Source organism: Pseudovibrio sp. Alg231-02 (genome assembly GCF_900143565.1).
GTDB lineage: Bacteria > Pseudomonadota > Alphaproteobacteria > Rhizobiales > Stappiaceae > Pseudovibrio.
Genome location: NZ_FREX01000013.1, coordinates 25,789 through 44,371 on the forward strand (window position 1 = coordinate 25,789; position 18,583 = coordinate 44,371).

Sequence of the window (18,583 nt, forward strand, 5' to 3'; positions counted from 1 at the left end):
GCTATAAATCCCGCAGTACCCTGTTGCCTTCCATATAAATGGTACACTTTTTCTTGATATTTTGCTTTTTTCGCCCAATTTCACAACGTCTGAGAGCATCTCTCACAGCGCGCTCTCGTGTTGTGTTGTTTTTATTATATCCGTATGACCAAGCGCCATTTTTACCAATAACTGTCGCGAAGGCTTTCCGATGTTCGTAGTGCTTGTACTTTTCTATCGCCCTTTCCAATTTGCTTAATTCTTGCGAGTTAGAGACGATACGTCCTCCAGGTTGTGTGTCTAGTGTCTGGCAGCCAGTCAATGCTGCACATAATAGTATAGGCAGCATGGTTGAATTATTAACTTTCATGAATTTGCATCCCCAAATTTGAATTATAAATAATGATGATATCACTGACCTCAATATCAAGTAACATACGTGATACATTATGAGATTCGGCGTAAGTTTTGAATTTATTAAACGGCTCCATGAATGATTTTCTTGGCGATATGATCCGTAATATTTTTAAGCCTTCAATAGCAGCTCTTTCAAAATCAGCGTGCACCTCAAAAGCTATCGCCTTGAGTTCAGCGCCGCAGCCATCAGGCGATAGGTGATCTGAGCTGCTGTGAAGTCCCATGCAGCATTTCCATCTGGTGCCAGTTCAACCACGTCGAGGCCAACGCATTTTCGGCACTTTAGTGCATGCTCTACCAGATGCAGGGATTGGTAATATCCAAGACCTCCAGGCACAGGCGTGCCGGTTGCTGGCATTTGAGAGGGATCGAGACCGTCCACATCGAAGGAGATGTAGATGTGCTCAGGGAAATCCTCAGGCAGATCGACAGCATGCAATCCTTTGGTGACCAACTCTTCTGCATCGATAAAGAAAACTTTGTTGTCTTTCCGGCTGTCTATTTCCTGCTGGCAGAGTGCGCGTACGCCGAATTGTGCCAGGGAGTTGCCCTCTTCTACCAGGAGGTTCATGACAGAAGCGTGGGAGTGTTTTTCGCCTTGATAGGCGATGCGCAGGTCTGCGTGCGCATCAACTTGCACAATGCCAACCGGTTTGCCGAGCGCACGGGCAACGCCTGAGACCGCGCCGTAAGACAGCGAGTGTTCGCCGCCCAGTGTGACTGGAATTTTACCGGCTTTGACGGCGTCTTCCGTACGCTGAGCGAGGCGCTCCATGACGTCTGGCAGAGGTCCATCGCAGTCGACTGGTGCTTGCGTTGCAATGCCGGAGGCGCATGGCTCAACGCTATTGCAGCCACGTTCCAATTCATTACTTGCCTCAATGATAGCTTCGGGGCCTTTGATAGTACCTGAGCCGTAAGAGACGGTGCGCTCCAGTGGGACTGGGATAATTGTGAAGAGAGCGTCTTCTGCTTTGCGTTCTGCTTCAGTCAGCTCACTGTCAAGAAAAACAGACATTTCGTACCTTTAGGAAAGACGGTTCAGGAAGTCGTTGTAGGAGAACTCGCGAATGATTTTAAGATCATCACTTTCAGAGTTCCAGAGCGCGATTGCTGGCAGGGGAACTCCGTTGAAGGTGTTGGTTTTCACCATGGAATAGTGAGCCTGATCGAGGAATGCAAAGCGATCACCAATATTCAGCGGCTCTGCCCGTGTGTAATCGCCGATCACGTCACCTGCGAGGCAGGATGGGCCGCCAAGGCGGTATGTGTGCCCCTCCTCCACTTCATCCAGCATGGCCGGGCGATAAGGAGCTTCAATCACATCCGGCATATGGCAGGTTGCGGAAATGTCGACAATTGCCAGTTTCATGGCGTTTTGGGGTAGGTCCAGCACTTCACCTACCAGAATGCCCGCATCCAGAGCAACTGCTTCGCCCGGTTCCAGATAAACTTCCAGCCCTGTTGTTGCGCGCACATCCTTGACGAAGGCAATCAGCGCTTCACGGTCGTAGTCTTCACGCGTGATGTGGTGACCACCGCCGAAGTTGATCCATTTCAGCTGACTGAAATACGGCGCAAGCTTATCTTTCACCGCCTCCCATGTGCGCTGGAGTGGTTCAAACTCCTGTTCACACAACGTGTGCATATGGATGCCATCGACGCCCTCCAATACCTCTGCATTTAATTGCGAGATTGGAAAGCCCAGGCGAGAGCATGGGGCGCATGGGTCGTATTTCGCAACCTCGCCTTCAGAGTGCTCAGGATTGATGCGCAGGCCCACATCGACTTTGTGTCTGGCAGTGCGGACATTGGGCAGGAAACGATCTTTTTGAGCAGGAGAGTTGAAGATCATATGGTCGGTGTAGCCAATGATCTCATCAATCTCGCTTGCTTTATAACCAGCGCAGAACGTTGCAACTTCTCCACCGTATTTTTCGCGGGCAAGGCGTGCCTCATAAAGGCCTGAGGCGCAGGTGCCTTCCAGATATTCGCGCACAACAGGGGCCAGTGCAAACATGGAAAAGGCTTTCAACGCGGAAAGAACGTGCGCGCCAGAGCGATCAGCCACGTCCTTAAGCACAGAAAGGTTGTGGCGGACCGCAACCTCATCAACGACGAAACAGGGGCTTGGGACCCGGGAAAGATCAAATGTCCTGAACGCTCCCGCATCGCCAGCCTGTGTCTGCATCATGTCAGCCATCAGCTTAGAACTGTACCGGGCCGTCGAGCTCATGCACCTGCCAGGGCAGGCCGTGCTTGTTCAGCATGTCCATGAAGTTATCCGGGTCCAGCTGCTCCATGTTCCAAACACCCGGCTCGTTCCAGTTCCCTTTCAGGATCTGTGCCGCACCAATCATTGCCGGAACACCAGTGGTGTAGGAAACAGCCTGCGAGCCAACCTCTGCATAACACTCTTCGTGGTCACAGATATTGTAGATGTAATAGGTCTTCTCGCCGGAGCCGTCTTTCGCCTGACCGGTTGCAATGTCGCCAATGCAGGTCTTGCCTTTTGTCAGCTCGCCCAGGTCACTTGGGTCCGGCAGAACGGATTTCAGGAATTGCAGCGGGATGATTTCCTTACCTTCGTGCATGACTGGTTCAATTGAGGTCATGCCAATGCCTTCAAGCACGCGGACGTGGTTGATGTAAGCATCGCCGAACGTCATCCAGAAACGCGCCCGTTCAATCTCGGAAAAGTGCGTTTTCATGCTTTCCAGTTCCTCATGATACATGAGGTACATGTTTTTCTCGCCAACGCCCGGGAAGTCGAAAGCAACTTTGTGGGTCATCGCTGGTGAGCTGACCCAGTCGCCTTTTTCCCAATGGCGTGCATCTGCTGTTACTTCACGGATGTTGATTTCCGGGTTGAAGTTGGTTGCAAATGCCTTGCCGTTGTCGCCGCCGTTGCAATCAAGAACGTCGATCTGGCGGATGGTGTCGAGCTTGTGCTTTTTCAGCCATGTTGCGAAGACGGAAGTAACCCCCGGATCGAAACCAGAGCCGAGGATTGCGGTCAGGCCAGCCTCTTTAAAGCGCTCCTGATAGGCCCACTGCCAGTGGTATTCGAACTTTGCTTCGTCTTCCGGCTCGTAGTTTGCGGTGTCCAGATAGTTGATGCCAGCTTCCAGACAGGCATCCATCAGCTTCAGGTCCTGATACGGCAGTGCCAGGTTCACCAGCAGCTCTGCGCCGCTCTCTTTGATGAGGGAAACAACTGCTGCAACGTCCATCGCGTCAACTTCAGCTGTCTTGATGGTAACGCCGGTCTTTGCCTTCACGCTTGTTGCAATGTCATCGCACTTAAACTTGCGACGAGATGCGAGCGTAACCTCAGAAAAGATATCCGAATTCATTGCCATTTTGTGTACGGCTGCGGAGGAAACACCACCTGCGCCGATTACCAGAGTCTTACTCATGCCTATTCCCCGGTCCTTGGATTATTCGTAGTAAGTGTAGCCGTTGATGCTGTCGCGGTAAGCGGCAACCAACGTGCGTCGATCAGCGTTCTTCAGTGTGCCAGCGGAGACTGCCTCATCGATAAGCTTGCGGAAAGCGTCTACGCAGTCGCGTGGATCATATTCCACATAGGAAAGAACCTGCGAGATTGTATCACCTTCAACTTCCTGAAGCAGATCAAATCCTCCATCAGCGCGCAGGTCAATGGTCGCCACATTGGTATCGCCAAACAGGTTATGCAGATCACCCAGCGTTTCCTGATAGGCGCCAACAAAGAAAACGCCAAGATAGTATGGCTTGCCTTCTTCGAGGGTATGGACCGGCAAAGATGGTGAGATGCCGTCCGCCAAAATGAACTTGTCTACTTTACCATCACTGTCACAGGTGATGTCAGAAAGAACAGCGCGGCGATCTGGTGCTTCATTCAGGCGTTGTAACGGCACAATCGGATGAAGCTGATCGATGGCCCAGACATCTGGCAGGGACTGGAACAAAGAGAAGTTACAGTGGTAGATATCCGCCACCTTCTCCAGCTGCTCGTCGATCTCGGGAGCAACACCTGTCGGTGGCGCCAGCTCTTTAATCTTGGACATCAAATGCAGGTAAATGCGCTCAGAACGACCCATCTGGCGCAGGTCGATATACCCACGGCGGAAGAGCGCACGCAGCTCATTGCGGTAGAATGAGGCGTCGTTCAAACATTCCTGAAGCCGCTCTGCGCTAAGGTACCCCTCAACGGCGGCAAGATCTGCAACCATGTGGTGATCGTCTTTTTCAGGCTCAGGGGCGGTTGGCGCATCAAACAGCGTTGCTTCAAGGACATTGAAGAGCAGCATTGAAGAGGTCGCGACAACGGCACGGCCACTTTCAGTGATCAATGTGGGGTGCGTGAGTTCTGCCTCATCCATTGCATAAGCAACGGTCTCCACCACATTGGCGCAGTATTCTTCAACCGAATAGTTGGTCGAGTTTTCAATCGCCTTCTTCTCACCGGTGTAATCGACCCCAAGGCCACCACCGAGATCAAGATGGGTGAGCTCCGCCCCTTCTCTTGTCAGCTCGACAAAATAGCGACAGGCTTCGCCAACTGCACGGCGGACGTCATTAACATCAGGAACCTGCGAGCCGAGATGAGAGTGTTGCAACTTCAGGCAGTGCAAGAGTTTCGCATCGCGCAGTTTGTCAATCACTGAGACCAGCTGGTCCGTGTTCATGCCAAATGTGGAGCGATCGCCAGAGCTTTCTTCCCACTTACCGCCAATCTGGTTCGTCAGTTTAACGCGCACACCGAGCAAAGGCTCCTCACCCAGCTCCTCAACCACATTAATAACGGTGTCGAGTTCTTTCGGGCTTTCCAGCACGATGATGGTGTTAAAACCCAGTTTGCGCGAAAGAATTGCAAGACGAATGAACTCTTCGTCTTTTACACCGTTACAAACAATGAGAGCTTCTTTAGGCAAGCGGTGCGCAAGCGCAATAACAAGCTCAGGCTTGGAGCCAGCTTCCAGCCCGTAAGAGTAAGGACGGCCAAATTCAACGATACGGTCGATAACCTGCGCCTGCTGGTTTACCTTGATCGGGAAAACACCGCGATATTTGCCTTTGTAGCCGACGCGATTGATTGCATCTGCCATGGAATTGTTGATGTGAGCGATTTCGTTTTGCAGGAACGAACTTACGCGCAGCAAAAGTGGAGAATGGATACCACGTTGTTCAAGGTCGTGAACGATCTCCGGCAGACTCACCTTGGGAGCGTCCGGCATCAAAGGATTACTAAGTGCTATATCGCCGTTTGGCAGCACAGAGAGAAGATCTTTACCCCAGCGCCCCATACCATAGACGGCATGGGCAGTACCTTGATTATTTGGCAACCATTTATCCCCTTCCAGAATTAATTTCGCCCCATTTACTCATGGTCTACCCATCTGACAAGCCCAATATTGGTGTTCTAAACATCAGAGGTGGGAGAACAGGTGCACAAGTCACTTTTTGCTGAAACTAAATCTACAACCTAAGATTTTGGTGGGAGTGCTGTTTCAGCAATTTTAAAGAGGAGGAAGATTGGCTAAAGACAATGCAGTAGGCAGCTCCCCTATTTCTTGCGGATATCTCATTTGCTTATTTATTTGTGACCAATCTAGTCATAGATTAATTGCACTAACTGGAATACTTCTCCACGGGACTATGTTTTTAGCGACTGCAGAGCAACCATGACTTGGCAACAGCGGCTTCAAAAACTAAGAAAACAGAATGATCTGACGGTCAAAGATTTAGCTCGACGTGCAAACGTTGGTTATGACAATCTTTATAAGATCGAAAAAGGTTTAATAGATAATCCACGTGGTGATACTCTGGGAAAGTTGGCACTAGCTCTTGGCGTCAACGAACAGTTTCTTCGTTTCGGAATTCACGGTGTTAATGATGTCGACTTTATAGAAGACACTGAGATTCTAAGTGAGATGGAAGAGCATGTGAAGCAGACTGATCTGGATTTAATTGATCAGGCGTGGACCCAGGCATTAGAAATCGAAGCGCAGGTGTATGGCTCGGGTAGCAAAGGACCTATGAATTTCGTTTCCATGATGTTTGCTCGTATCTATCACGAGATGCTGAAACGAAATGAGCAATAAGGCGCATTTACTTGCGGCCTTGCCGACACTTTGGCACTGTTGTTAGAAATTTAAAGTCTTTTTCCAAACAACTTGTTACATCACGTTCTAAATTGAATATCGTGTCTATCTCTTTTCACAATGTCGTTTCGAGTTCACTTCCTTCAGTTTAATCTTCTCAGTGAATGTGATCGCTTCACAGTTATTGTTGGGGGAATCTACCTAATTTCTATCTGTCTATATGAAGCTATTTTCTCTGATTTTTTGCCTTATGAATTTGACTTAATAATTGTGCATACGTCATGAATGTGTCTTTTCGATCTCATGTATTATTTAATTAAGGTGTTGTATCTTAAAGGTTAAATTGCTTTTTTGTCGTGCCTCTGTTTTTCGACTTTTAATGTGCATTGCTCAGGTTATTTAAAACTTGAGTTTATTTACCTTTTCAGCTGTTGAAATCTACGATATGGATTTATTATCCAATTCAACTCTAATTTGTGCTCCTTTCCTGATTATGTGAAAGGCGCATAAGGATTGGACATAATCAGATTGTTCGTCTGAATTCGTATTTTTACATTTGCTTTTAGTTCTCTAGTTGAAAGAACTCTTATGCCCATCGACTTAAATCGCGCTGAACATTCAAACGAAGTAGATAGTCAACATTCGACTGCGCGGCATGATATTTTTGAGGATCTCTTGAAAACGGCGAGTAAGCATGCTGCGGATGGGACTCCTGAAGTTGATTTTTTGAACTTGCTGACTGCGGATATGTCTTTTGGGGAGCCTAAACTTGGTTCTATTGTTAAGCATAGGAACACTGAAGAGGTTGGGTTTATTTGCGGTGAAACCACACTCATTTGCGGGCATCGTGCACTCAAGTTCAGACCTTTTGATAGCTCTCCAACGGAAAGTGTGACGTGTGATCCTGATGAGCTGATTGTGGTTGGAGATCCGGATCTGAGGGTTGGCTATCCGCAGCGTTGCAAGTACTGAAGCAACTTGCCATTCTGTGAAACTGGTTTAGACGCAAAAAACGCTCCATTTCTGGAGCGTTTTATATTTTCAGATTTTATAGTTCTGGGTTAGTTGCTTGACGCATCGCTGAGTTCGAATTCAACTGGTTTGAGTACGTACTCATCAGGAATTTCTGTCAGTTTCACAACCTTACCGCCGTTTTCAGAGGAAAACTTCTCAGCACCTGCTTGTGTGCCAAATGGAATTGCCTCTGGTGCCCCCATGCCGCCGTTCTGTGTGCTTTCTATAACGAAGTATGCTGTATCGGCATCAACCCAGTTGTTGTTGCCTGGTTGCTCCCAGCTGACTGCATTGTCCATATCGTTCACATAGATCGCAACGTAATCTTTGGACTCTTCAGGCAAACGTGTGAAGGCGACTGCATCGCGTACCTGCGAGAACCACAACGGAAACGGGCTACCTGCCAAGTGAATTTGAGCTTTTGGCCCTTCATGATCCAAGACGGTCATCTGGCAATAGAAACCCGCAGCTTCGACATTCAGCTCCATGGCGACTGGTTTTATGACTTCTTCTTTTTCCTGACACGCTGCCAGAAGCAATGTGACAGCAACGGCTGCAAATAGTTTCTTCATCATGGGGAAACCCTCTTAAGCAGCAGGATTGCACCAGACATTGCAACACCTGCAAACACAAAGATGGATGCAAGGGCAACGACTGGCGGGAATGGAAGGCTTTCAGCGACACCTGCCATACCGCCGACCATGGCGTTGGCATCAAGTGCTGAAAGGTTGAACAAGCGAAAGGCATCCGCTGGATTTGCCAGCAGAGCGAATGGGAACACGCTGGAGGCAAAGAAACCTTCGCTATCAGCGACTAATGCTCCCAACAGTGCTAAATCGTAAAGCACAATCAGTACCAACCAAATTCCGATCGCCATTGCTGCTGCTGTCGTCACCTGGCGCACGAGTGCACTAACGATGTACCCGAGAGACAGGAATGCAAAGCCGAGGATGGCTGAGGTTGCGATCAGTCGCGCAAAGTCAATGAAACCACTGGTGTCACCGCCACCGGTGGCTGCCAGCATCAATGCGGTTGACCCGTAGCCGAGTGTGAGAGCCAGCATTAGAACGCAGATATGTCCGACAGCCTTGCCAATTAGGAACTCGCTTCGCGTCATTGGTGAAGAGAAGATCAGCAGCAAGGTCCCGCGTTCGATTTCACCTGCAACAGCATCAAAAGCGAGCAGCAGTGCGATCAGCGGAACAAGATAGACTGACAGGCTGGACAGAGAAGCTACAGTGATAGTCATGCGGCTTACATCAAGCGTGCCCGCAGGAGCTGAACCGAGCAAGGCCAGCGCCATGGAGAACGCGCTCAGGATCACAACAGAAAGCAAGATCCAGCGATTTCGTAAACCGATCCGGAATTCTTGATGAGCTACAGTGAGGATACGTTGGAACATATCTTTATGCCTCCCCTGCACTATCTTCGAGATCTGCTTTTTCAGAGAAATGCTTATACACATCATCCAGAGTTGGCAGATGGACATCGATGTCTTCGATCATCGCGCCAAGGCTGGTGACCGCAGCAATTCTTGCGATCTTGTCTTCGTGTGCGCACATGATCTCTACCGAGCGGCAATTAACCGGAGTACCACCCAAGCGGTTTGCCAGTTGCTCTGCTGGTTCTTCTTTCGACTTCACCTTGAGGCGGATCGGCAATCTTGCTGCGGTCCGCAAATGGTCGAGCGTATCGTTTGCCACCAATTTGCCTTTGGACATGATCAAGATGCGATCAGTACGTGCTTCCATTTCCGTCAAGGCATGAGACGACAGCAATACTGTTGCTCCATTTCCTGAAATCTCAGTCACCAGATCGTAGAAGTTCTGCCGAGAAATGGGGTCAAGGCCACTTGTTGGCTCATCAAGCAGGACAAGCTTCGGTGTTCCGATTAATGCTTGTGCCAGACCCAGACGTTGACGCATGCCTTTTGAGTATGTCCCAACGCGGCGGCGTCCTGCTTCTGCAAGTCCAACGCGTTCGAGCAAACCAATGGCTTTTTTTGCATCTTCGCCCTTTAGTCGTGCGTAGTATTTGAGAACTTCGACACCTGTCAATGTTCTTTGAAAGGCAACAGATTCAGGCAGGAACGCAGTGGATGCGCGTGCTTTGTCACTGCCGGGCTCTGCACCCAAAACTTCAATCCGTCCATCCGTTGGGGTTAGAAAACCAAGTGACATCTTAAAGAATGTCGTTTTTCCTGCCCCATTGTGTCCGAGGAGCGCAACCCTCTCTGCGCTTCCCAGTTCAAAGGAAAGATCTTTTACAGCATCCCGTCCATCGAAGGTCATGCGGACGTTTTCAGCTCGAAGAACTGTATTATTCATCTTCTTGCTCCTACCTTCGGCTTTGCTAACTCTGGTGCATGCATCAGCGGTTTTTTGTCCACGATTCCGCCTGGCAAAAGCGCCGGAAACTGAGACTGTGTCCAACTGAGGAGTTGAACAGCAGGACTTCCGGTAAGCAGTTTTGCAGCGGGTTGCGTCCAGAGAATTTGATCGACCATGTCGTTTGGCCGGTAGGCGGTGTCGGCTACTCCGTCTCCGTTCATGTCAAAGGCTGAATGATCGCTCCAGAAGTTTCCACGACCTTCGTAGGTCCACTCAAGATGACGTGTGCCCACGTATTTGACCTGAGTTTTATTTCCGATGAAAGCATTGTTGGAAAACTTATTTTTAGCGGAACCAGCCGTGAAATGAACTCCAATCTCGCAACGCTCAAACGTGTTTCCGTCGACTTTGTTTTTGTTGGCGTTGTACATAAACAAACATTTCTCAGGCGATGCTTTCACGTGGTTTCCGGTGATTACGGCATTGTTTGCATAGTTCAGCATCAAGCCGTGATCGCGATCCCCATCAGAAATGTTGTTTGTGATGGTAAGCTTGTCGGAAAACATCAGAGCGTAGCCAATGTGATTGTCTACTGAGACGTTATTGGAGATAGTCCCTTTGTTGCCATACATGTAATGCACGGCAAAGCGCGTGTTTTCGAAATAGTTGTTTCTAAAGATATCTTTTGGGCTCGTGTTTACAAACACGCCGTCCCGGCCATATTTGATAGTGTTGAACTCCACCAAAAGTCTTGGTGAGTTCCACACATAGATGCCGTTCCCACGCTCGTTGGGGCGTAGATCACGACGTCCTTCAATCAGATTATCGGCAACATAAGCATCGTCTGGTCCGTGCACATCGACACCCACCAGATTGTTGAGAAACTTATTGCCTGTAATTCGGGCACGATCTGCTTTTTTTGTCAGCTTCACGCCTGAATCGATTGTTTGGTTGGAAAGACCTGAACCGGTAATGACCAGTCCATCGACGACCACATCTGGTGCTTCGACAGTTATTACTGAGCCTTTGCCATTGCCTTTAAGCTCTGCGCCTGGCTCTCCTTTAAGCACCAAAGACCGATCAATGATGATCGGTCCCTGATGAATTCCAGCAGAAAGGCGCAAAACGTCTCCGTCCTGCGCCTTATCTAAGGCGCGGGCTAAGGCATCAGGCTGTGCAGGAACAGTGATTTCAGCGGCGTGAGCGGAAACGCTCACACCAACCAAAGCCGTCGCTCCCAGCAATGCTTGCCAGAATAACCTTTTCATGCCCGCTGCTCCCTTATGCGTCGCGAGGCTCAACGAACATACGACCGCGCATTTCCATGTGCAGTGCATGACAGAACCACTGGCAGTAGAACCAGTGAACACCTGGACGCTCAGCAATGAATGTCACAGAAGCTGTTGCCTGAGGAGCAACTTCCATTGCCACACCGTAGTTGGAGATACAGAAGCCGTGTGTCAGATCGTCAATGTCATCAATGTTGGTGACGTAAACGGTGACTTCATCGCCCTGCTTCACGGTGAACTTCTCAAGAGAGAAGGTTGGAGCTGCAGAGTGCATGTAAACGCGAACTTTGTTGCCATCGCGAATTACGTGTTCTGCTTCTTCCAGATCAACACCGTCTGCTTTTGCCTGTTTAACCGCATCAGCAAATGTTGGATCGTTGCGATCCCAAACAGAAGCTGGGTTCACGAGAGAACGGTGGACGATGATGACGTCATGCGGCTCAGCGAATGTTGGGCCGTCATGAACAATCTTCATTTCGTCGCCAGAAATATCGATCAGCTGCTCGTTTTCAGGCTTCAACGGACCGACGTTCAAGAAACGGTCTTTAGAGAACTTGTTCAGGGAAACAAGCCATTTACCGTCCGCCTCCAGGGTTTCACCCATGGAAGTGTGGTTGTGGCCTGGCTGATAAGCGACATCAATCTTGGAATGGATTGGGTCGATATCTTCACCAGCGTACTGACGGATCGCTTTGTCGATGTCCCATTTAACCATCTGGCTGTCGAGGAACAGTGTGGTGTATGCGAAGCCGCGGTTATCGAATGCTGTGTGGAGAGGGCCAAGACCCAGCTCAGGTTCTGCAACAACTGCGGAACGTGGATCTGCACCGTCAAACACTGCATCCAGCTTGTCCACGTCGATAACGGAAACTGTTGGAGACAGCTTACCAGCGATCATCACGTGTTTTTTATCTGGGCAAGTGTTACAGCCGTGTGGGCTGTTTGGCACTGGAACGTATGCGGTGTACTTAGAGCCTTTACGGCCATCAAGAACCGGCACACCATTCAGCATTTCGTAGTCGCCGTTTTTGACGCCTTCTTCGATGCGTTTGATGTTGAAGACTACGCAGTGGTCCATTTCGGACGCAGTCATCTCTGCCAGATTGGTACCCATTTCTGAGTTGTAGCTGGTTGAGAATGCATATTTGCCCTGGTAGTCAGCATCACAGTTATCCAGGTTACCGGATACAATCACCTGCCATGCAACTTCCATGGTGTCGCCGTCGATCGCGGAGAAGATGCAGCTATATTCTTCTGGTTTATCAAGGATTTTGCCATCGTTTACGAGTGGAGCTTCATGCTCACCGTTTGCGAAGACATAACCTGTACGAGGCCATTTTTGAGGACGCAGACCATGGATGTCGTGCGCGTTTGGCACTTCGATGATCTTGTCAGCTTTCATGGTCTGGATGTTCACACGAGCAACGCGAGTGTTCGCTTTGTCGTTCATGAACAGGTAGCGGCCGTCATATTTACCATCGGTGAAAGACATATGTGGGTGATGAAGGTCACCGTTGTCATATGTATCCATGTTATGAGCTGCAAGGAACTCTTTGGTTTCTGGCAGCAGGTTTTCTGTCAGAATTTTTTTGGATTCGTTGGTCTGGCCCCAACCGGTTGCGGAACAACGGTTGAACACAGGAACGCGCATCAGTTCACGCATGGATGGGATGCCCAGAATGCGCAGCTCGCCTGCCTGACCAGAAGACCAAAAGCCGTAGTATTCGTCCAGGTCGCCCGGAGCAACGTGGAAGTCGTTACCTTCAGCTGCCTGTGCAGCAGTGATGCCACCAGTAGCGCCAGCAACTGCCACTGCGCCCAGACCCGCAACAGCGGCTGTTTTAGCAGTGCCACCGAGCAATGCGCGGCGTGACAGACCTGTCTCTTTTCTATCAGTCATGAAAGTCTCCCTTGATACTTTCTAGTAGATTTGGCCTAAGCCGGTTGTTTGACGGAAGTGCCCTTTTCCGTCTTTGAAATACCCGTCTGCGCTTCGAACTTCTTGCGCTTGGCAAGCTTCTTAATGCAGACCGGACATTTGTCGTCGCTCTGATACAGAACCTGACAGTGCAGGCAGTTCAGGCATTCGTTTGGATTGATGTTGCCCTCTGGGTGGATCGCTCCAACCATGCAGTCCTTCTCGCAACGTGCGCATGGATTGCCGCACTCTTTGTAGCGCTTCAGCCAGTCGAACATGCGTAGGCGTGCTGGAATGGCGAGCGCTGCACCAAGTGGACAGAGGTAACGGCAGTAGAACCGCTCGATAAACAGACCCGCGGTCAAGAGTGCCACAGCGAACAGGACAAACGGCCATCCGCGCTGGAACTTCAAAATGATTGCGGTCTTAAATGGTTCAACCTCTGCATAATGCTCAGCAACTGCCAAGGAGTAGAGTGACAAGCCAAACAGAGCGAGGAAGATCATATACTTCACGGCCCAGAGGCGTTCATGCAATCCCCAAGGCAGTGAGATCTGAGGAACTTTGAAGAACTTCGCAATCCGATTGGTTAGCTCCTGAAGTGCACCAAACGGGCAGAGCCAGCCGCAATATGCGCCACGCCCCCAGAAGATGAGTGCTGCTGCAACAGCAAACCACAGTAGGAACACGAGCGGATCCATCAGGAATGCGGTCCAGCTGAATTCTGTCGTCAGCGCTGAGAAGAGTGCCAGAACGTTCACAACAGAGAGCTGAGCGTTTTCCATCCAGCCCAACCAGACCAAAACGAAGGTTAGGAAGCCAATACGGAACCAGAAAGTAAACTTCTCTGATTTAGCAACCTGCATCTGGAAGAAGAAAACGCCTGTCAGGATTGTAAGAGCAATGCCTAGTATTGCGATATCAACCTGACGATCATTCCAAATGCGCTGCCAAAGCTCTACGCGGCCTTCTTCTGCAGGAGCGGCATCTGCGCCTTCTCCATTTCCTGCATCTGCTGCGGCAACCGGTGCATCCTCTACCTTCTTCAAGTATTGCTGCGGCAACTGATAGCCCAGATCAAATGTTAGGAAGGTTTTCTCAATCGCACCAATTGTACGGTGTACGAGAAGTTGCAGCCGGAATGGTTTACTTGGATCGAAACCGGAGTCTGCAGGAATGGTGAACATGTCCAATTCTTTAAACGTTGGCGCATCATCTGCAGCCACAACGCCGAGACGTTTGTGTTGACGGTCTCTGAAGCGGACTGAAATGTCATCCTGGATCAGCTGAATACGATCAAAGATGCCACCACGTACGTAGCCTGTGCCTTTGAAGGAATAACGACCACGACCGAGGACCACGATTGCGTGCTCACCTTCTATCAGACGATTTTTCAGATTGGCATACTCTGCGTCTCCCAGGATCGTACGACCTACAGTTGGGACGTCAGCAAGCGCCATAAACATATCGACGTAAGAGTCGGTTTCTGGTCCCTTCTCTGGACGCTTGATGGCTTTGGGGTTGCCCTGCTCTACAAACGCGGCGTTGACCTGGCCAACATCAAGCGTCAGACGACGGATAGAACCATCACCAGTCATTGTCATCCAGTCAGAGACTTCTGCTTTGTCTGGATCTATGACAAATTTTGGACCAGTGTCAGCAGCAGCGCCTTTCAGGCCACCAAGTCCGAGGGTGCGCGCCACTTTCAGACTTGCTCTCACGACGGAATCATCAATCACCATAATGGTGACGGTCGCGCCGGAGATGATATCTAGCTCGTGAGCAGACCCGCCCTGCTCTGCTTCTTTCTTGATATCGAGACCAGCGTAATTCTCAGTGATCTTTTTGATCTCGCTATCAGGGATACCGATCAGAACGATTGGTTCTGCGTGCTTTACCAGCTGAACGCTTGTGAGCATGCCTTCAGGATTGATACCCACCAACGTATCGATAGGCTTGCCGGAATATCCTGTTGTGGAAACTAGATCGGTGGTTAGGAAGACCCAACCTACAACGTCATCTCCGGCCATTGCTGGCAACACTGCGATGTCCTCGCGCAGCGCACCATACTTGTCGGCCTTAGGAAAGAACTTCGTGACCTCAACTTTTTTGGCAAAGTCGAGAACACGGTTTGAAGAGTCCGACGCAGCTATCGCGTAGTTCGACGCACTGAGAAAGAACGTAAATATTAGAAGGAAGACAGTGCGCAACCTGAGAGCTCGCATTTCCGAGAAACCTTATCTCGCATGAAAAATATACATTAAGTAGGTGCGCTTATTCGGAGGTGAGTTCTTTGCGGCAGATCAAAAAGCAAACCCCGCTAATCGATCAAAACACGCATCTCCACAGTATTTAGATATTTCACAACTTTTGATTGATTTTGCACGATGGCGCTCTGGGTTGCGGAATTCTATATTGTTGTAACTTATTGAATTCGTTAGCATTTAATTTAATGGTCAGCATCGGTGGTGGACACTTAAAACTCATGAATTGCCGTGGAAATACGTAGTCTAATGAGCTTTAGGTTGTAGTTTTACGGAGAAAACGAGACAATTTGCCCTATGAGGGAAAGTCTGATGATAACTCCCACTCTTAACTTTGAGCGCTCGTACGCGTGAGGCGTATTCTTTGCTGAAGGCACTTAAGTGTAGCCGCCTTCTCTTCATGATTGTGAGAGGCGTAAGATGCATACTTGATTCAAATTCAATGCACTGTGTGGAAAATCGAAAAAACCGCTTGCGCTAAGCCCCTGCAATCCTTAGAAGACCCCTCACAGGCAGTGACCTAACCGTCCCGCCGAGAGCCCGTAGCTCAGCTGGTAGAGCAACTGACTTTTAATCAGTAGGTCCACGGTTCGAACCCGTGCGGGCTCACCATTTAATCTCATGGTATATAAAGAGGTTTAGCAAAGCTCCCTTCCGGGAGCTTTTTTGCTTTTGTATCTTGTGTCAGCACTATGTAAGCAAATGAGAGCGTTTGAAAGCACGATTTCACCCCTCTTAGAGTCTGTTCAAGAATAGCCATATCGAGCAATTCTTCGAACCATCAGCTTGATCATTGCAACGTTCATTAGAGCTTCTGTGGTTTTTGCATATCGTTCCAAATCCTTTGACAACCTGCGGTTTATGCCAAGCCAGGCGAACGTGCGCTCTACGGTCCAGCGTTTTGGAAGTACTTGAAACCCTTTCTGGTTTGGCTTGACGATTTGGAGCGGCCGCGGGCTCGCCTTTGCTGCAATTTTCCCCTGATATCCTCCATCAGCACAGATTACTTCAAGAAAGGGAAAGCGGGATGTCACCTTTTGGCAGACACTGGCGAGGCCATCGCGGTCCTGAATACCCGCTGAATGGACCTTGCTATTCAAAACAAGTCCAAGAATATCAACGAGGATATGGCGCTTGCGCCCTTTAACTTTCTTTCCGGCGTCATAGCCGACATCGCCGCGGGCATCCGGGCCGGTTTTCGCTGACTGACTGTCAATAATTGCGAAGGTTGGACTGTCCTCACGCCCTTCCAGCTGGCGAGTTTGCTGATAAAGAGCTTCATGAGCCCGTTTCAGAGTGCCATCACAGGAGAAACGCTTGAAGTAGTAGTGCACGGTGCTACTCGGAGGAAAGTCCTTCGGCAAAAACGCCCACTGGCAGCCRGTTTGCAACTGATAGAATACAGCGTTGATGACCGTCCGTAGGTCAGTCTTCCGCCGCCGCCCTCTTTTGGGTTGGCTTGGCATATGGGGTTCAATCAAAAGCCATTCTTTATCGGTTAAATCGCTTGCATATCGCAACCCTTTACGGCAGTGAAGCTCCCGGGTGAACGGGGTCCAGACCATTCGATGTCTCCAAGTTTGTCGCAAAACACGAAGAACTCAAATTACCCCGTTCATTCAAGACCTTATTTTTAAACAGACTCTAAGTATGTAGTTTATGCATGGCTGCTAGGCGCTCTTACACATATTGAAAAAACTGTCTCAATTGCCGCATTTATTGCATCAGTAGTGGAGTTGAGTTGAGTTTTGCAAGAGCCCCCATTTAAGTCCATCCTAAATGCAGTAAGTTTCTAAGAGTACCCTCTTTGTTAGACCTCTAGCAATGTGTTACCTGTTTGGTCGTCTGATAGCGTATTAGGAAAATGCACAACAAGTGCAAAAGAATGGATTTAGTCCAATAGAGTTTCCAGAGTACGTTATCCAACCCACGGAAAAACTTGGAATATCATTTTAACTGACTGTGTGTTCGAGCTGATTGCAGCAAACATGCCCTCACCACACCAAACTAGTGAGGATACACAATCCGCTGCCTTGGTTTGCAGCCAGTAAACCAGAATCGCTGTCAAAGTCACGCAGGTAGTTTCTATGAGTATCCTGAGATTCAAAGAGAGAGCAACATCTGACGTCTATTGAACAACACGAACAGGTAGTCATCGCCTAGCTAAAACAGCAACTGAATTCACAACAAAACGAGGATAACTGCCATCAAGAGTTGAAAGCGTAGCACCCAATTCATAGGCACTTTCTTATCCTACAAAATAATCCTTCGTCTCAGCGAAAATTTGACTTTTCAAGCACGGTCCAGAAAAACTCCCGAAACAAGCAAATTGGTGTCGCTTTAAGCTCCTTGTAAAAGTATTGGCCATTCTCAATCTGCGACAACGATTTTTGCTTGCCAGATTTTTGCGGCTTGGTGGAATTCTGTTGCGGGTTCTTTCTCGCTTACGAGCACATCAATGAGCGTTGGATCACATACAGTGATGGGTGCTGATCTGGTGAATTTTCTGGTATCAGCTGCCACAATCTTACATTTGGCATGCTTCATAACTGTGCGGGAAATCTGGGCTTCTTCCAGGTCGAACAGCATTAACCCTTTGCTGGCGTTGATCGCCGCTGCTGACAGAATGGCGTAATCAGTTTCGAAGTTATCAAAGAAGCTCGTAACGGTTGCCCCGAATGCTCCACCATCATGAGCCCGGAGTTCGCCTCCCGCCATAAAAACCCGATTGTCGTTTCGCGTAGCAAGCTTGTAGGCAACTGCGACCGAGTTCGTTACAACCATCAGGCGCTTATGGTCTTGCAACGCTTCGGCAATAAAAGCTGTTGTACTTCCCACATCAAGAAACAGAGAACTACCGTCTTCAATCATACTGGCGACAGTTACTGCAATTTTCCGTTTTGCCTCCGGACATTCCTGCATCCGCGCATGAAAACTGCTCTCTTGGTCCTCTTCAGCGAATAGGCGAACACCACCATGGACTTTCTCAAGCAGACCTTCTTTCGCGAGGGGTTTGATGTTCCTTCGAATGGTCTCTTCAGATAGTTTCAGCTTCTTGGCAAGTGTGACGATTCGGCTTGTGCCACCTGCTGTTTTTATTGCGTTCAGGATTTCACGTTGTGTCTGATTGTTGATGTTTTCCATTCAATCTAATCCGTATTAATCCTGCATAGACATGGCTTAAGCTCTCCAATCTAAAACATAAAATACCTCATAAAGCCACATATTCGCACACTTTGAATCAGCATTAGTAAATTTTATTGTGTCATTATGTTGATTTCCA

The 18,583-nt window shown here is 49.1% G+C and carries 16 protein-coding genes and 1 tRNA gene; 3 read left to right on the plus strand and 14 right to left on the minus strand.

The annotated features are described in order from the left end of the window. Position 1 precedes the first annotated feature (1 nt). From DHN43_RS24425 to speA, 6 genes are read right to left on the minus strand one after another with little or no spacing between them, the layout of a single operon-like run. A complete protein-coding gene (locus DHN43_RS24425; protein WP_108820383.1) occupies positions 2 to 349 on the minus strand; it encodes a hypothetical protein in 348 nt (115 codons plus the stop codon). Next, a complete protein-coding gene (locus DHN43_RS27235) occupies positions 339 to 620 on the minus strand; it encodes a hypothetical protein (protein ID WP_199914858.1) in 282 nt (93 codons plus the stop codon). The genes DHN43_RS24425 and DHN43_RS27235 overlap by 11 nt, the downstream gene beginning before the upstream one ends. Then, on the minus strand, positions 554 to 1,414 hold the full coding sequence (gene speB, locus DHN43_RS24430) for an agmatinase (protein ID WP_108820384.1): 861 nt from the start codon (positions 1,412 to 1,414) through the stop codon (positions 554 to 556). The genes DHN43_RS27235 and speB overlap by 67 nt, the downstream gene beginning before the upstream one ends. Before the next feature lie 9 nt (positions 1,415 to 1,423). Further along, positions 1,424 to 2,632 carry a carboxynorspermidine decarboxylase gene (gene nspC, locus DHN43_RS24435; protein WP_208995615.1) on the minus strand — a complete coding sequence of 403 codons (1,209 nt, stop codon included), beginning with the start codon at positions 2,630 to 2,632 and terminating at the stop codon, positions 1,424 to 1,426. Continuing rightward, a complete protein-coding gene (locus tag DHN43_RS24440; protein WP_108820386.1) occupies positions 2,604 to 3,815 on the minus strand; it encodes a saccharopine dehydrogenase family protein in 1,212 nt (403 codons plus the stop codon). Before DHN43_RS24440 ends, nspC begins: the two co-directional genes overlap by 29 nt. Positions 3,816 to 3,836: 21 nt before the next feature. Further along, positions 3,837 to 5,726, minus strand: a complete 1,890-nt coding sequence (gene speA / locus DHN43_RS24445) for a biosynthetic arginine decarboxylase (RefSeq protein ID WP_108820387.1) — start codon at positions 5,724 to 5,726, stop codon at positions 3,837 to 3,839. A gap of 339 nt (positions 5,727 to 6,065) precedes the next feature. Here speA and DHN43_RS24450 point away from each other — a divergent pair, with 339 nt between their 5' ends. Together DHN43_RS24450 and DHN43_RS24455 are read left to right on the plus strand one after the other, a co-directional pair. Next, positions 6,066 to 6,485 (plus strand): helix-turn-helix domain-containing protein, encoded by a 420-nt coding sequence (locus DHN43_RS24450; protein ID WP_063288743.1) that lies wholly within the window; start codon positions 6,066 to 6,068, stop codon positions 6,483 to 6,485. A gap of 675 nt (positions 6,486 to 7,160) precedes the next feature. Then, positions 7,161 to 7,457, plus strand: coding sequence for a hypothetical protein (locus DHN43_RS24455; protein ID WP_159096977.1), 297 nt, complete (start codon positions 7,161 to 7,163; stop codon positions 7,455 to 7,457). A gap of 89 nt (positions 7,458 to 7,546) precedes the next feature. Here the strand turns inward: DHN43_RS24455 and DHN43_RS24460 are convergent, their stop codons facing one another. Genes DHN43_RS24460 through DHN43_RS24485 form a run of 6 tightly spaced genes read right to left on the minus strand, consistent with a single transcriptional unit; the run spans position 7,547 to position 15,261 of the window. Beyond that, positions 7,547 to 8,074 carry a nitrous oxide reductase accessory protein NosL gene (locus DHN43_RS24460; protein ID WP_108820389.1) on the minus strand — a complete coding sequence of 176 codons (528 nt, stop codon included), beginning with the start codon at positions 8,072 to 8,074 and terminating at the stop codon, positions 7,547 to 7,549. After that, entirely contained in the window at positions 8,071 to 8,901 is an 831-nt protein-coding gene (locus DHN43_RS24465; protein WP_108820390.1) for an ABC transporter permease, read from the minus strand. The genes DHN43_RS24460 and DHN43_RS24465 overlap by 4 nt, the downstream gene beginning before the upstream one ends. 4 nt (positions 8,902 to 8,905) lie before the next feature. Then, the gene (locus DHN43_RS24470) at positions 8,906 to 9,826 is read right to left on the minus strand and encodes an ABC transporter ATP-binding protein (RefSeq protein ID WP_063288739.1); all 921 of its coding nucleotides are present in this window, start codon (positions 9,824 to 9,826) and stop codon (positions 8,906 to 8,908) included. After that, positions 9,823 to 11,097, minus strand: a complete 1,275-nt coding sequence (locus tag DHN43_RS24475) for a nitrous oxide reductase family maturation protein NosD (protein WP_108820391.1) — start codon at positions 11,095 to 11,097, stop codon at positions 9,823 to 9,825. The genes DHN43_RS24470 and DHN43_RS24475 overlap by 4 nt, the downstream gene beginning before the upstream one ends. Before the next feature lie 13 nt (positions 11,098 to 11,110). Continuing rightward, positions 11,111 to 13,018 carry a TAT-dependent nitrous-oxide reductase gene (gene nosZ, locus DHN43_RS24480; protein WP_108820392.1) on the minus strand — a complete coding sequence of 636 codons (1,908 nt, stop codon included), beginning with the start codon at positions 13,016 to 13,018 and terminating at the stop codon, positions 11,111 to 11,113. 35 nt (positions 13,019 to 13,053) lie between these two features. Continuing rightward, on the minus strand, positions 13,054 to 15,261 hold the full coding sequence (locus DHN43_RS24485; RefSeq protein ID WP_108820393.1) for a NosR/NirI family protein: 2,208 nt from the start codon (positions 15,259 to 15,261) through the stop codon (positions 13,054 to 13,056). Between the two features lie 575 nt (positions 15,262 to 15,836). On the opposite strand from DHN43_RS24485, the gene DHN43_RS24490 reads away from it, so the two are divergent. Next, positions 15,837 to 15,912 (plus strand) — tRNA-Lys (locus DHN43_RS24490). Positions 15,913 to 16,046: 134 nt separating this feature from the next. Here DHN43_RS24490 and DHN43_RS24495 read toward each other — a convergent pair. After that, complete coding sequence (locus tag DHN43_RS24495) at positions 16,047 to 16,865, minus strand: IS5 family transposase (RefSeq protein ID WP_108820394.1); 819 nt, start codon at positions 16,863 to 16,865, stop codon at positions 16,047 to 16,049. An 805-nt stretch (positions 16,866 to 17,670) separates the two neighbouring features. Beyond that, positions 17,671 to 18,444 (minus strand): DeoR/GlpR family DNA-binding transcription regulator, encoded by a 774-nt coding sequence (locus DHN43_RS24500; RefSeq protein WP_108820395.1) that lies wholly within the window; start codon positions 18,442 to 18,444, stop codon positions 17,671 to 17,673. Positions 18,445 to 18,583 lie beyond the last annotated feature (139 nt).